The 14,286-nt window shown below is 45.1% G+C and carries 11 protein-coding genes and 2 pseudogenes; 8 read left to right on the top strand and 5 right to left on the bottom strand.

What is annotated here, in order from left to right; translation table 11 throughout:
- Positions 1-94 precede the first annotated feature (94 nt).
- Together ACTHSL_RS07940 and ACTHSL_RS07935 are read left to right on the top strand one after the other, a co-directional pair.
- Positions 95-361, top strand: a pseudogene (locus ACTHSL_RS07940) (transposase); the annotation flags it as partial.
- A gap of 402 nt (positions 362-763) precedes the next feature.
- Positions 764-1,232: pseudogene (locus tag ACTHSL_RS07935) on the top strand (transposase).
- 388 nt (positions 1,233-1,620) lie between these two features.
- Here ACTHSL_RS07935 and ACTHSL_RS07930 read toward each other — a convergent pair.
- The 5 genes from ACTHSL_RS07930 to pilM are packed head-to-tail and all read right to left on the bottom strand — an operon-like array spanning position 1,621 to position 6,708.
- On the bottom strand, positions 1,621-3,765 hold the full coding sequence (locus ACTHSL_RS07930; protein ID WP_440380992.1) for a type IV pilus secretin PilQ: 2,145 nt from the start codon (positions 3,763-3,765) through the stop codon (positions 1,621-1,623).
- 19 nt (positions 3,766-3,784) lie between these two features.
- Positions 3,785-4,303: a pilus assembly protein PilP gene (locus ACTHSL_RS07925; RefSeq protein ID WP_440380991.1), complete on the bottom strand. Its 519-nt coding sequence runs from the start codon at positions 4,301-4,303 to the stop codon at positions 3,785-3,787.
- A gap of 18 nt (positions 4,304-4,321) precedes the next feature.
- On the bottom strand, positions 4,322-4,948 hold the full coding sequence (locus ACTHSL_RS07920) for a type 4a pilus biogenesis protein PilO (RefSeq protein WP_049252880.1): 627 nt from the start codon (positions 4,946-4,948) through the stop codon (positions 4,322-4,324).
- Between the two features lies 1 nt (position 4,949).
- Positions 4,950-5,609 carry a PilN domain-containing protein gene (locus ACTHSL_RS07915; RefSeq protein ID WP_440380990.1) on the bottom strand — a complete coding sequence of 220 codons (660 nt, stop codon included), beginning with the start codon at positions 5,607-5,609 and terminating at the stop codon, positions 4,950-4,952.
- A 1-nt stretch (position 5,610) separates the two neighbouring features.
- Positions 5,611-6,708, bottom strand: a complete 1,098-nt coding sequence (gene pilM / locus ACTHSL_RS07910; RefSeq protein WP_440380989.1) for a type IV pilus assembly protein PilM — start codon at positions 6,706-6,708, stop codon at positions 5,611-5,613.
- A 149-nt stretch (positions 6,709-6,857) separates the two neighbouring features.
- Here pilM and ACTHSL_RS07905 point away from each other — a divergent pair, with 149 nt between their 5' ends.
- From ACTHSL_RS07905 to ACTHSL_RS07880, 6 genes are all read left to right on the top strand, one after another.
- A complete protein-coding gene (locus ACTHSL_RS07905; RefSeq protein WP_440380988.1) occupies positions 6,858-9,266 on the top strand; it encodes a penicillin-binding protein 1A in 2,409 nt (802 codons plus the stop codon).
- Positions 9,267-9,496: 230 nt separating this feature from the next.
- A complete protein-coding gene (gene rpoH / locus ACTHSL_RS07900; protein WP_070452866.1) occupies positions 9,497-10,360 on the top strand; it encodes an RNA polymerase sigma factor RpoH in 864 nt (287 codons plus the stop codon).
- A gap of 167 nt (positions 10,361-10,527) precedes the next feature.
- Positions 10,528-11,403 carry a 4-hydroxy-tetrahydrodipicolinate synthase gene (gene dapA, locus ACTHSL_RS07895; RefSeq protein WP_440380993.1) on the top strand — a complete coding sequence of 292 codons (876 nt, stop codon included), beginning with the start codon at positions 10,528-10,530 and terminating at the stop codon, positions 11,401-11,403.
- Positions 11,404-11,420: 17 nt separating this feature from the next.
- The gene (gene bamC, locus ACTHSL_RS07890; RefSeq protein ID WP_440380987.1) at positions 11,421-12,542 is read left to right on the top strand and encodes an outer membrane protein assembly factor BamC; all 1,122 of its coding nucleotides are present in this window, start codon (positions 11,421-11,423) and stop codon (positions 12,540-12,542) included.
- Positions 12,543-12,850: 308 nt separating this feature from the next.
- Positions 12,851-13,120: a hypothetical protein gene (locus ACTHSL_RS07885; RefSeq protein ID WP_041961509.1), complete on the top strand. Its 270-nt coding sequence runs from the start codon at positions 12,851-12,853 to the stop codon at positions 13,118-13,120.
- A gap of 231 nt (positions 13,121-13,351) precedes the next feature.
- Positions 13,352-14,281 (top strand): LysR family transcriptional regulator, encoded by a 930-nt coding sequence (locus tag ACTHSL_RS07880; protein WP_440380986.1) that lies wholly within the window; start codon positions 13,352-13,354, stop codon positions 14,279-14,281.
- The last annotated feature ends 5 nt before the right edge of the window (positions 14,282-14,286 follow it).

Raw genomic sequence — 14,286 nt, 5'->3', positions numbered from 1 at the left:
CATGGCTTGTGCGGTTTGCTGGAAGAAGGTGCTCATGAGAAATCCCCTAAATGTCTTGGTGGGAATTTAGGGGATTTGGGGGGATTTTGCAAAGGTCTCAGAACATCAGTTACTGGACGGCATTATGCGCAAAGCCCACCGCAACCGTCCGCTGACGGAAGCGCAAACCAAACGCAACCGATATTTGTCGAAGACCCGTTATGTGGTCGAACAGAGTTTCGGTACGCTGCACCGTAAATTCCGCTACGCCCGGGCAGCCTATTTCGGACTGATTAAAGTGAGTGCGCAAAGCCATCTGAAGGCGATGTGTTTAAACCTGTTGAAAGCGGCTAACAGGCTAAGTGCGCCTGTTGCCGCTTAAAATGTGGCCCGGATGCCTGATTATGGGGTATCAGGGGAGGATTAAGGGGGCATTTGGGTAAAATTAGGAGCAATTAGGGGCGAAAACGGCTGAAAACCTGTGTTTGGGTTTCGGATGTCGGGGGAAGGGCTTTTTGCAAAGGTCTCTTTTTGCTAATATACTCCAACTTTTTGAGAAGAAAATTGTCATGCTGCCCTTTCACAAGGATACAGATGATTCATTCGCCTTACCTTTAGTTTGGGGACTGCAATACGAATCTTTAACCGATATTATTGTGCATACAACGGGTAAAACAAATGAGCGGCATTACCATGCTATTTCATGCTGTTATATGAATAGACAAATTTATAAGGGGCTGTCCTAGATAACTAGGGAAATTCAAATTAAATTAGAATTATTCCTATGCAAAAAAGTCGTCTAAGTTGGTACAAACAAAATAAGCTCATTAAGCTGTTTGTTGCAGGCGTAACTGTAAGAACGGCAGCAGAGTTGGTCGGTGTCAATAAAAATACCGCTGCCTATTATTTTCATCGTTTACGTTTGCTTATCTATCAAAACAGTCCGCATTTGGAAATGTTTGACGGAGAAGTAGAAGTGGATGAAAGTTATTTTGGAGGGTAACGCAAAGGCAAACGCGGTCGCGACGCTGCCGGCAAAGTTGCCGTATTCGGGCTGTTGAAGTGAAATGACAAGGTTTACACCGTTACTGTGCCGAATACTAAAACAACAACTTTATTTACGCAAGTTTAATGGCATTCCCAAAGAGCGTTTTGAGTTGTATTTGAAGGAGTGTGAATGGCGTTTTAACAACAGTGAGATAAAAGTTCAAATCTCTATTTTAAAACAACTAGTAAAGAAAGATTTGTCCTAGTTATCTAAGACCTCCCCCATTTTATAATATAAAATTCGTACCATAAGTAAATAATCTATGGCATCACACAAAAGAAATTTGACATACTGATTATTGTACGCCAAGCAAAATAGCTACATGTAGCTCATTAGAAAATGCATTAAAAGTAACAAATAACTGAATGGATCCGTTATATTTGTAGTAACTTAAATAGCTTTTTACATAAGGGTTATATTAATTCAAAAGTAGATATCTCTAGTTCATATAGAACAAGATCTAATTTAATATCTTCTTGTAACACTAATGGATAACCGTACTATTTTCTCTGCATATTAGCCCAAGATTAGAAAATAGCCTAAAACCTGCATTTAAACAGACTTTAGGCTATTTAAAACTCATTAATAACAGATCAATATCTCAAATTGCTACCGATATTATCAACAATACGAGGAGTAATAAAAATTAAAAGTTCCGTTTTCTTATCGGATCTAGTTTTTGACTTAAACAAGTTTCCAACAACTGGAATATCTCCTAATAATGGAACTTTACTTACACCTTCTGAGTTTTCCTCATGATAAATACCACCCAAAATTAACGTTCCGCCATCTTCTACCATAACATTAGTATTTAAACGCTGAGTATTTATACAAGGATCAGTAGACCCACAACCTGGATTTACTGAATCTTTATTAATTTTAATATCCATAATTATCTGGCCATCAGGAGTAATATTAGGCGTTACAGTCATTCCTAATACTGCTTTTTTAAATGATGTAGATGTAGCACCACTTGAAGTGGCTTCTTGATATGGAACTTCAGTGCCCGATTCAATTATTGCCTCTTTGCGATCCTGAGTTAAAACACGAGGAGTTGAAACTATTTTCAACTTATTCTGTGCCTGTTGTGCAGATAGCTCTAACCCAAGGGCACCTGAAGATAACGCGTGAACCAAAGCAATACTTGACGTAGCAGCAGCTGTAGGTAAATTCACATTTGGATCAACAGTCCATGCAGGCAATGCCGGAATATCTTGGGATGGATTTCTAATCCAATTTGCAAGAGTTCTTTGCTTATCTACATAACTATTACGGTTAGCACCAGCATTAGCCCAGTTACTCCCCCAACTATTTTTACCATTTGAGCCCGCATATCCAAACTTAACCCCTAATTGACGTGAGAACCCATCTTCTGCCTCTACAATTCTAGCTTCAACCATTACTTGCCGTGCAGGAACATCCAACTCCGTAATTAACTTTTCAAACTTCTGCAGTACAAAGGTATTATCAGTAATAACTAAAGTATTAGTAGCAGGATCGATTAGCGCACTACCCCGATTACTCAGAATCGTTCTGCTATTATTATTACTATTGTTGCTACTATTGTTCTCATCTAATTTTAGTATTTTACGGAATTCCGCTACATTTTTATATTTCAATTGAAATGTTCTAGAATATAAAGGGCCTAACTCATCAATTTCTCTCTGTTGAATTAGAATCGCTTTATCTTTAGCCAATAACTCTTCTCTAGGTGCCACATTAATAACATTACCCGTTTTTCTCATATCCAAGTTACGAGCCTGCATTACTAAATCTAGTGCCTGATCCCAAGGAACATCTTTAAGAGTCAATGTCATTTTTCCTGTAACACTATCACTGGCCACAATATTCATGCCAGACTCTTTAGCCAGAATCTGCAATACCGTACGGACATCAACATCCTGAAAATCTAAAGAAACTTTATTACCTTTAAACGATTTATTTTGATTAGAAGGTAAACCTGAGCTCTCAACCGATGATTTATGAGTTATTTCAACAACCATTCGATCATTCATTGTTTTAATATTATGAGTCCATGCACCCTGATTTTTAATAACTACTTGAGTATCGTTACCAATTCGTTTTAAGACAATATTACGAACAGGAGTGCTAAAATCACTTACATCCAAATTACGCTGAGCTTGCACAGGTAAAGGGTAATTTTTTAATGTAATTGTTAAGTTACTATTATTTTGTTTGATTTCTGGCTTACCCTGAAATTTGCCAGTCAAGATTTCAATACTACCGTTCGATTGTCCTGATTTTCTAAAATCAACTGTGACTGCAGAAACTTCAGAACTTGAAATTTTATTATTTATAATTTGAGAGCTTAAAGTTGCATTTCTGAAGGATGTTGCTTCATTGATATAAATCCAGACTTCTTTACCTTTAATTTCTGCTTTATATCGCCCTGACTTATTCAATCCCAATAATATACGAGCATTATTCCCATTTTTTACTGCTGCAATCTGGCCTAATAATGAATCTGCATATTCAAATGTAGATTGAGGTAATGTCACGCCAGTAGATGGAAAATCTAAAATAATACGAGAAGAAGATTCATTTGCTATAGAATTAATAGGCAAAATAGTATCTTTATCAAATTTTACTTTGACAATTTTCTGATTATTTGGCAATGCCGAAACATTAATATCAGTAATATTGCCTGCAAAAACAGATTGTACAGCTAATAACATTCCTAAAATTGGAAAAACTTTAATATCTACTAATTTTTTCATAATACTAACCCCTTAAATTCTAATCTTTAGCCTGATTTGAATCATTCAATATTAATTCAGTTTGACGGAAAGTCCAATTACCATAAGCATCTTCAACTAATTCTGCTATGTCTATCGCGTCAGCTCTTATATTAGTGATGCGTCCATAGTTTTGGCCAATATAATTACCTTTCCCTACAGTATAAACGTGACCATCAACCTCAACAAAAGCTGAAGTCTTACCTTTTTGGTTAAACAAACCAACATATTTCATACTATCTAGTCCAAAAGCTTCCAATACTTCTTTTGGTCTATTCAAATCTGGAGCGTTAACAGCATTTTGATTAGTACTCAACCTTTTACTATTAAACGCATCTAATGTTGGTTGCACAGGAGGAGTATAAGTCAACTGAGGTGCCCCTTGAGGAATATCTACAGGAGTAAACTTTCCCTCAGCCTCTTTTTTTGTTGCATTAACCCATTCGCGAAGATCGCCTGGTTCCGCATCGCATGCTGTCAGTAGTAACATACTGGATAACAAACAAAGTTTTTTGACCATTTTAACATCCCCATTATCTTACTGAACTGCAGAGGCAGATGCTGCCTCAAGTTGCTTGCGCTCCGCTTCTAGATCTGCAGCAGGACGAGCTTTATATGTGTTTGCGATAGCATCTAAAGTGATTAAACCAGTTTTATCATCTTTCTTTATATTCAACTGACTCAAGGTAATTATACGGGATAACTCACCTATATCGCGCGCAAATTTAGATACTTGGTCATATTGACCACTAATTGAAAGATTATACGGAAGGCGTTGAATTGCACCATCATTCACTGGCTCAAGTGGAGATAGTCCACTTAGTTGCAAACCATTTTTTGAAGCAGCTTGATGAAGCTCCTGAATTAAATTAGGTATTTCTTTATCTGTTGGCAGCTGTTTCAATAATTGATTAAATGAGGCTCGAAGTGCCTCTAGCTCTAATTTCAAGTTATTTAAATTAGCAGCTTGTATACTTTTTTGCCGGAACGTTTCTTTTAAGCTTATTTCTTTTTCTTTAGCAACATCTAATTCGGCTAACTGATCTTTGAAAAAGAATATATACCCCAAACCTAATATACAAATAATTAGCAAACAGGCCAATCCATATTTTAATGGATCATTTAATTCATGTAGATTCTTCAAGTCCAAATCTTTATTTGCCATTTCATCTTCCTCCATTTGATGCATTTTGTTCAGCAGGTATTGCTGCCGATGCACTAGATGCAGATTCTGATGATGCAGAATCAATTGCTATTCCAGCTCCAGCATCAAGAATTTTATTTTTTGGGGTAATTAAATCCGATTTAATAACAAAATCCTGACCATTATCGGTTTTTTTGATCTCCAAAAGTTCCGGTTGCTCGAACAACATTGTAGAAGGTAATGATTTCATAAACATTGCGATTCGATTATCGCTAGAAGCTTTGCCTTTTATTTCATAATTCTTTTCATCAGATGAAGATACTGAAATGAGAAAGACTCCTTCTGGTATAAGCTGATTCAATGTGTCAATTATCTGAGCACCTTCAAAACGTTTACTTTGTAGCTCTTCTACCTTCTGTTTTTTTGCCAGGAAATCTTCCTTTTCTGCTTTCAAACTAGCTATTTCTGCTATTGCTCTATCTAGTGTTTTAATTTCACCTTCTAAAAAAGAATTTCTACTTTCTTGAGTAGAAATTGCTTGATTGATACCCACAAAAGCTACTACTGACAGACCAACTCCAATTAATCCTGAAGCAGCCATCATAACATTAAATTTTTGCTTTTTCTTTTGACTTAACTCTTCCCGATACGGCAAAAGATTTATCTTAATTAAGTTCATCATTTTACAACCCTCTTAAAGCCAAACCGAATGCAACCGTTAAACCCAATCCGTCCTGATGCAATTCAGCTGCATCCACTTGTTTTCCATACTGTAAACAACTGATTGGATTAATACATTCAGCAGCAGTATTTGTTTGGGAAAAAATAACCTCTGTCAATCCAATTTGAGCAGATACTGCACCAGTCAAGAAAATATGCTTGATATTTGAGAATTGCTCCCCAGTTTGCGTGGTATAGTAAAATTGCAAAACCCGCTGAATTTCTTGAGCGACTTGGACATTAAATCTATCAGAAATTTGAACCTGATAATCTGCAGGCCTATCCCCTCCTCCTTGCATTACCTGGGCTTGCTCTTCACTGACTTGATAAGTCCTTTGAATCAATTGATTTAGCTGCTCCCCTCCTAATGGTGATTCCTGCTTATACAATATTTGACCATCTTGCATAATAAGAGAATACATTTCACTTTCCGAAATATTGACAACAGCAACCTTTTCTCCTTGCAACTCAGGAGATTGATCATTCAACCAATAATTAAAGGCGTTCGCTTGAGCGAAAATATCAACATCCAAAAATTTTGGAGTCAAATTAGCGCTATCAAACGCTTCCAATCTAGGCTCAATATCTTCCTTTCGAGAAGCAACTAGCAACAGCTTATTTTGAGAGGAATTACCATTATTGCCTAGAACCTGATAATCATAATTAACCTCCTCCAGAGGTACTAGCTGAGCTATTTCAAATTCTGCAAAATCCTCCAAATCCATTTCAGTATCTTTTGCACTATACGAAACTGTTTCAATAGTTGTGAGCGTCTGAGGCATTGCAACAACAATATTGCGATTATTGGTATTTAATTGGTTATATGCATGTTGCAAATATGAGACGAGTTGATCGTAATCCAGTATCCGATTTCCTTTTATGATGTTTTTAGGAAAACGAACCACCGAGTACTTCTCCACCTGAGCTTGATTTAAATTACGACCAGACAGATAAACCATTTTAATGGCATTCTGAGTAACATCTATACCGACGGCACCTCGCGCAGAAAAGCCTGACGAAGCTTTACTTTTTGTATTTTTTCCATTTTTTGTTAAACGCATAACTAATTTCCCTGCCATGTAATATTGGTTACAATATCGGCTTCCGTAAGCGGTTGATACGAATGTGCAGTAATTAATTTACTGCCCTGTCTAAACGTTAAAGCCATTTTACTTTATTTAATGCCTTCTTGGGTAAATATTACTTAGTCATGATTAAAAAATTTCTCACCACGCTATTCGGTTTGCTTGTCGGACTGGTTCTTTTCGCTATTGGTCTATTGGCGATTGCTGTCTTGATTACCTACCCGAAATTACCTGCCTTAGATGCAGTTCAAAACTATCAACCTAAAATGCCGCTAACCATTTACTCTGCCGATGGAAAATTAATCGGCTCTTATGGTGAGGAACGGCGGGCATTCACCGAAATCAAAGAGTTTCCTCAAGTATTAAAAGATGCTGTGATTGCTGCGGAAGACAAACGCTTTTATCAGCATTGGGGAGTAGATGTATTTGGTGTAGGTCGTGCAATGGTGGGGAATCTACGCTCAGGCGGAGTTCGTTCCGGCGCCAGTACAATTACACAGCAGGTCGCCCGTAACTTTTACCTGACCAACGAACAAACTTTCACACGAAAATTTAACGAAGCTTTACTTGCTTACAAAATAGAACAATCTTTAACTAAAGATCAGATTTTAGAGCTTTATTTCAACCAAATTTATTTGGGGCAGCGTGCATATGGCTTTGCCGCCGCATCACAGGTTTATTTCAATAAACCTGTGCAAGAACTGAATTTAGCAGAAGCCTCAATGTTGGCAGGTTTACCCAAATTCCCTTCTGCTGCCAACCCACTAGTCAATCCGAAACGGGCAAAACAACGACAAGAATACATACTCAATAATATGGTTGAGCTCGGTATGATTACTCCTGCTGAAAAAAATGCGGCTTTTAATCAAGAGCTGCATTACGAACGACATGTCCAAGATATCGACCAAACTTCGTTGTATGTCGCGGAAATGGCACGACAGGAACTCTACGAGAAATATGGAGAAGATGCCTACACGCAAGGCTTTAAAGTGTATACAACGGTAGATACCGAAAGCCAACGCATTGCCACCAATGCATTACGCAAAACTTTACGCGGCTTTGATCGGGGAAGCGCTTATCGTGGTGCCGAGGGTTATTTGGAACTAGGCAAAGACAGTGATGAAGATCTTGAAGAAATCGTCGGCAAATACCTATCTACCATGCATGCTGTCGATGGTCTGGAACCTGCCGTCATTATTGAAGCATCAAAAAACACCGGCATTGTTGCTCAAATCACAACAGGCGACCGCGTCCGCTTAACCCCCGTTCAAATGGGAAGTGCGCGCAATGCCATCCTCAATGCAAAACTTGAAGAAGCACAACTTCGTCCGGGTGCGGTTATCCGCCTGCAAAGAATCAAAGGCGACGAATGGCGTATCGCCCAAGAACCTGCCTTACAGGGCGCATTAGTTGCCTTGGATGTACGCACCGGCGCGGTAAAAGCTTTAGTTGGCGGTTATAACTTCCACAGCAAAAATTTTAACCGAGCCACCCAAGCCATGCGTCAGCCGGGTTCTTCATTTAAACCGTTTGTATATTCGGCAGCACTGGCAAAAGGCATGACAGCTGCAACTTTAATAAATGACGAACCGCTTTCCATTCCCGGAGCAGGACGGGGAGGTCGGCCTTGGACACCGAAAAATTCAGACGGCCGTTATGATGGCCCGATTACACTGCGCCATGCGTTGACCAAATCTAAAAATATGGTTTCCATCCGTATCTTGATGGCCAATGGTGTGGACTATACACAGCAATATATCCAAAAATTTGGCTTCAAACCGTCCAACCATCCTGCCAACCTTTCAATGGCACTTGGGGCAGGATCAAGCACCCCTTTACAAATGGCTGAAGCCTATGCTGTGTTTGCGAACGGCGGCTACAAAGTTTCTGCGTATGTCATCGACAAAATCTATGATTCGCAAGACCGCCTCAAAGCCCAAATGCAACCGCTTGTCGCCGGGGAGAACGCACCGCAGGTGATCGACCCGCGCAATGCCTACATCATGTATAAAATCATGCAGGATGTCGTCAAATACGGTACTGCACGAGGCGCATTGTCTCTGGGCCGCTCGGACATTGCCGGCAAAACCGGCACGACCAATGACAACAAAGACGCATGGTTTGTCGGTTTCAACCCAGACATCGTAACCGCCGTCTTCATCGGCTTCGACAAACCGCGCAGTATGGGGCGTGCTGGCTATGGCGGCACCATCGCCCTGCCTGTTTGGGTGGAATATATGCGTCACGCATTAAAAGGCAAGGAAAGTAAAGGCATGAAAGTGCCGACCGGCTTGGTACTGCGTGGAGGAGAATATTTCTACAAAGAACGTCAATCTACCGACCCATCGATTAGAATTGACAACACCAGCAGCCGCCCCGCCAATGAAAACACCGATACAGGTTCGCCAACCCGAACCAATCAAGACAATGGTGAACAAGAGCTGAAACCCATCAACAGGGTAACGGAAGAAACCGAAGTCAAACCAATCAACCGCAAACCCGCGGCTGATAACGATTTGAACGATTTATTCTGATGTACCCAAACGGCAACGTCTCACAAACGTTGCCGTTTCTTTATCTGCAAACACCATCATCCCACACCCTTCATTAAAAATAAAATATATTAAAATCATATATATATAAACCAAATAGGCCGTCTGAAAACCATTTTAACCACGACTCGCGTTTCTTAGCGGAAAAATAGCGTACACTACGCCGCTTTACACACTGGCCAAAAGCCCCGCATCCACAAGGAAACCGATTAATGACCACCGGTCAAATCACCACACTCCCCGTCCCCAGCGGACACGGCAGCCTGGATCAATATATCCACACAGTAAACAGCATCCCGTTGCTCACCCCGGAAGAAGAACACAACCTGGCCGAACGCAAAATGGGAGGCGACGTAGAGGCCGCCAAACAACTGATCCTTTCGCACCTCCGCGTCGTTGTATCCATCGCCCGCGGCTACGACGGCTACGGCCTCAACCAAGCCGACCTGATCCAGGAGGGCAATATCGGCCTGATGAAAGCCGTCAAACGCTACGAACCCGATCGCGGCGCACGACTGTTTTCTTTTGCCGTTCACTGGATTAAGGCCGAAATCCACGAATTCATCCTGCGCAACTGGCGTTTGGTACGTGTCGCCACCACCAAACCGCAACGCAAACTGTTCTTCAACCTGCGCAGCATGCGCAAATCCCTGTCCGCACTTTCACCGAAAGAGGCGCAGGCCATTGCCGACGACTTAGGAGTCAAACTCTCCGAAGTTTTGGAAATGGAACAACGCATGACAGGCAAAGATGTTGCCTTGCTGGCAGACAACAGCGACGATGACGACAACTTTGCCCCCATAGACTGGCTGGCAGACCACGACAACGAGCCGACGCGCCAAATCGAACGCAAAGCCCACTACACACTGCAAACCGAAGGCCTGCAAAACGCACTGGCCAAACTCGACGACCGCAGCCGCCGCATCGTCGAGACACGCTGGCTGCAGGACGACGGCGGGCTGACTCTGCACGAACTGGCTGCCGAATACGGCGTTTCCGCCGAACGCATCCGCCAAATAGAAGCCAAAGCCATGCAAAAACTGCGTACCTTTTTGGCAGAAGAAACAGAACAGTAACACTCTGCACCCCGCATGCAGGCCGTCTGAAAACAAATATACCGCCACCGATACGGCTCATCGTCCCGCATCAAACATACAATCCCTTTCAGACGGCCTTTTGCCTATCTGGCAAAAGTTAGGCTAAAATCGGCGTGTTTTTTCCAACCCACTACAAAGGTTTTATTATGCTGACAGGCAGCTTGGTTGCATTGATTACCCCCATGCACGAAGACGGCAGCGTCAATTTCCAACAACTCGAAACACTGATTGACTGGCACATTGCCAACGGCACCGACGGCATCGTCGCCGTCGGCACTACGGGAGAATCCGCCACCCTTTCCGTAGCAGAACACACCGCCGTTATCGAAGCAGTAGTCAAACATACCGCCAAACGCGTTCCCGTCATTGCCGGCACGGGAGGCAACAGCACTGCCGAGGCAGTCGCCCTTTCGCAAGCCGCCAAACAAGCGGGTGCGGACTACACCCTGTCAGTCGTCCCCTACTACAACAAACCGTCCCAAGAAGGCATTTACCGCCATTTCAAAACCATTGCCGAATCGGTCGACATCCCAATGATTATCTACAACGTTCCCGGACGGACCGTGGTAGACATGAGCAACGAAACCATCCTGTGCCTGGCCGAAATTCCCAACATCGTCGGTGTTAAAGAAGCCAGCGGTGCCATCGGCCGCGAAATCGACTTAATCAATCATGCGCCGGAAGGCTTTGCCGTTTATTCCGGCGACGACCCCACAGGCATCGCCTTCATGCTGTGCGGCGGCCATGGAGTCATCACCGTGGCAGCCAACGTTGCCCCAAAACTCTTCGCCAACATGTGCCGTGCCGCCCTAAACGGAGAAATCGCACGCGCACGCGAACTGAACAAACAACTTACCCCGATTTACGATGTTATGTTCTGCGAACCCAGTCCTGCCGCCCCAAAATGGGCTGCAGAACAACTCGGTGTCTGCGCCGCACACGTCCGGCTGCCCATCATCCCCCTCACCGAAGGCGGGCAAGCCAAAGTACGTGCCGCACTGGTCGCAGCCAAACTGATTTAATCCCACACGGAGTCCGTATGAATCCAATCAAACCCGCCATTTTGGCCCTTTCCCTCCTCAGCCTGGCCGCATGTTCGGGCAGCAAAAAAGAACAACCCAAACTCGACTATCAATCGCAAAACCGCAAAGTCGTGAACCTCGAAGTCCCGCCCGACCTGACCAACCCCGGGCAAAACAGCCTTTACCAACTGCCCGCCGGCAGCGGTGCCGTCCGCGCAAGCGACATCAACCGCAACCGCGCAATCAACCAACATGCAGGCGGCCAGACCGTCCTCGCAGGCGTGAGCGGCGTCAAAATGGAACGGGACGGCAGCCAACGCTGGCTGACCGTATCCGGCAAAAAACCCACCGAACTCTGGCCGCTGCTGAAAACCTTCTGGCAGGAAAGCGGCTTTACCATTGCAAGCGAAGAACCCGCCATCGGCCAAATGGAAACCGACTGGGCTGAAAACCGTGCCAAACTCTCCGGCGGCGGCCTCCGCAGCCTGCTCGAAAAAATCGGCTTGGGCGGCGTTTACTCCACCAGCGAGCGCGACAAATTCATCATCCGCATCGAACAAGCCAAAAACGGCGGCACAGACATCTTCTTCGCCCACAAAGGCATGAGCGAAACCTATACCGACCGCAGCGAAGAACGCACCATGTGGCAGCCGCGCCCGAACGATCCGAACCTGGAAGCCGCCTTTTTGGCACGCTTCATGCAATACCTGGGCGCGGACGAAAAACAAATCCAGTCCGAGCTCGGCGACACTGCCGCCGCCAAACAGGCTTCCAACCTGGCCAAACTGGAAAACGGCAGCCTGCTGCTCTCCGGCGACTACTCGCGTAACTGGCGGCGTACCGCACTGGCACTCGACCGGATCGGCCTGACCGTTATCGGCCAAAATACCGAGAAACACGCCTTCCTCGTGCAGCCTGCACAAGCCGAAGGTGCCGCAGTCCGAGAGAAGAAACCCGGACTCGTCGGCCGACTGTTCGGCAAAAAAGCCGCCGCACCCACCCAGCAGCCCGAATTAGTCGCCTTCCTTGAACCGGTCAAAGAAGGCGCAAGACTGCGCATCCTCAACAGGGACGGCAGCCTCTACACCGGCCCGGAAAGCAAAGAATGGCTGAACCGCCTGCATACCGAGCTGCGCTAAGGAAAGCTAAAAACCATCGGATACAGGCGTAAAACCCGCCATTCGCGGAAACCGCGATAGATATCCGCAAACGGCATAAGGCCGTCTGAAAACCGACATCACGTTTTCAGACGGCCTTCCTCCATGAGAACAACCATCCAAACACCACAACCGCAAAAACACCGCCATCCGCATCCGCAACCGTATTTTTGCAAATCGGAACAAAATTACCCGTTATATAAAAACACGTTAAATCCTTGCCCCACGCAGAAAATTACTTTACCCTGCACCGGCCTGGACACCTCAGGCGCATTTTAGGAAACATAACCATGAACAAAAAAATCGCAGTTCTGCTGGCCCTTGCCGCTGCAGTTGCCGCACCCGCCGCCATGGCGAAAGACATCAAAATACAGGAAAACTCTGCCGGACTGTCCGAACAACTGACCGAAAACCTGGCAGCCACCGCCGTTTCCATGGGCGTGAAAGAACCCCTGTCCATCAGAAAATCCGCCGACGGCGTAACCATCTCCGGCAGCAGCGGCACACAATGCAACATCAAACTGAACGACGGCAAAATTGCCGGCGTCAGCTGCAAATAAGCCGCACAAACCCAACAGGCCGTCTGAAAACATTTTCAGACGGCCTGTTTGTTTTACCCCCCAAAAAAAAACAACACTTCTGCGCACCCTGCCGCAACCCTTTCAGACGGCCTGCACACCATCCTGACAAAATTTAACTTTTCCTTCTCTTTGCCCCGTGTTTATGTTAAAACCGCAGCCGAAAAGAACAACCGCGTCATGACAGACCCGACACCTGCAAAAGAGAAAAACATGGAACTGAACCAACTCAAAGCCTTCGTTACCGTGGCGCACCAGGGCAACCTGACCCAAGCTTCCGAACGGCTGTTTTTATCCCAACCCGCCGTTTCGGCACAAATCAAAGCCATCGAAAACGAACTGGGCACACCGCTGTTTGTCCGCAACAGCAACGGCATGAGCCTGACCCGCGCAGGCGAAATCTTCCTGCCCGAGGCCGAATCCCTGCTGCAACACAAACACCGGCTGGAACACTTTGCCAAAACGCTGGCCGCCAACCACACAGAAGAAATCCGCCTCGGCCTGATTCACCCCGTGGACTCGGCCAAAGTTACCCGCCTCACCACCCTCGTCAGCCAACGCGAACCGAAAACCCGTCTGCACATCCAATACGGCATGAGCGGCGAAATCGCAGACAGGATTCAGGAACACAAACTGCACGGCGGCTTTTTCCTCGGCACCTCCAAACAAATGGGCATCCGCAGCATTTTCTTGGAAAATATCCATTATTCGCTGATTTGCCCCAAAGCCGAACGCGACGCCATCCGCCAAGGCATACCCCAAAGCCTGGAAAACCACATTTGGATCGAAATGTCCGGCGCGGCGAGCAGCAACCGACACCTGCAACAATTCTGGCGTGCCAACCGCCTCGCGCCGAAACGCCAAATCCTGTGCGACTACCCGCAGACCATCATCGACCTCGTGGCCGACGGCCTGGGCATCGCCATGGTGCCGGAAAGCAAAGCAGCGGCGGCAATCAATGCGGGCAGGCCCGTCGCCGTCATCGAAGAATACCGCCAAACCCTTCCGCTGCACTTCATCCATGCCGACGAATACGCGCAAAACCCCGGCCTGCAACTGTTAAAGCAATGTATCGAAACAGTATGGCAAATGCCGGACAACGGATACGCCGGGCCGTCTGAAAGCGAAACAGAAACGGAGTGAAAACA

It is taken from the genome of Neisseria sp. P0008.S010, assembly GCF_051962715.1.
GTDB classification, from domain to species: Bacteria; Pseudomonadota; Gammaproteobacteria; order Burkholderiales; family Neisseriaceae; genus Neisseria; species Neisseria elongata.
Note: the sequence above shows the minus strand (reverse complement) of the source record. Positions and strands in the feature narration are given on the sequence as shown.

Coding starts and splice junctions, on each gene's coding strand:
- ACTHSL_RS07930 (WP_440380992.1), bottom strand. CDS start 3,765: ATGAAAAAATTAGTAGATATTAAAGTTTTTCCAATTTTAGGAATGTTA.
- ACTHSL_RS07925 (WP_440380991.1), bottom strand. CDS start 4,303: ATGGTCAAAAAACTTTGTTTGTTATCCAGTATGTTACTACTGACAGCA.
- ACTHSL_RS07920 (WP_049252880.1), bottom strand. CDS start 4,948: ATGGCAAATAAAGATTTGGACTTGAAGAATCTACATGAATTAAATGAT.
- ACTHSL_RS07915 (WP_440380990.1), bottom strand. CDS start 5,609: ATGATGAACTTAATTAAGATAAATCTTTTGCCGTATCGGGAAGAGTTA.
- pilM (WP_440380989.1), bottom strand. CDS start 6,708: ATGCGTTTAACAAAAAATGGAAAAAATACAAAAAGTAAAGCTTCGTCA.
- ACTHSL_RS07905 (WP_440380988.1), top strand. CDS start 6,858: ATGATTAAAAAATTTCTCACCACGCTATTCGGTTTGCTTGTCGGACTG.
- rpoH (WP_070452866.1), top strand. CDS start 9,497: ATGACCACCGGTCAAATCACCACACTCCCCGTCCCCAGCGGACACGGC.
- dapA (WP_440380993.1), top strand. CDS start 10,528: ATGCTGACAGGCAGCTTGGTTGCATTGATTACCCCCATGCACGAAGAC.
- bamC (WP_440380987.1), top strand. CDS start 11,421: ATGAATCCAATCAAACCCGCCATTTTGGCCCTTTCCCTCCTCAGCCTG.
- ACTHSL_RS07885 (WP_041961509.1), top strand. CDS start 12,851: ATGAACAAAAAAATCGCAGTTCTGCTGGCCCTTGCCGCTGCAGTTGCC.
- ACTHSL_RS07880 (WP_440380986.1), top strand. CDS start 13,352: ATGGAACTGAACCAACTCAAAGCCTTCGTTACCGTGGCGCACCAGGGC.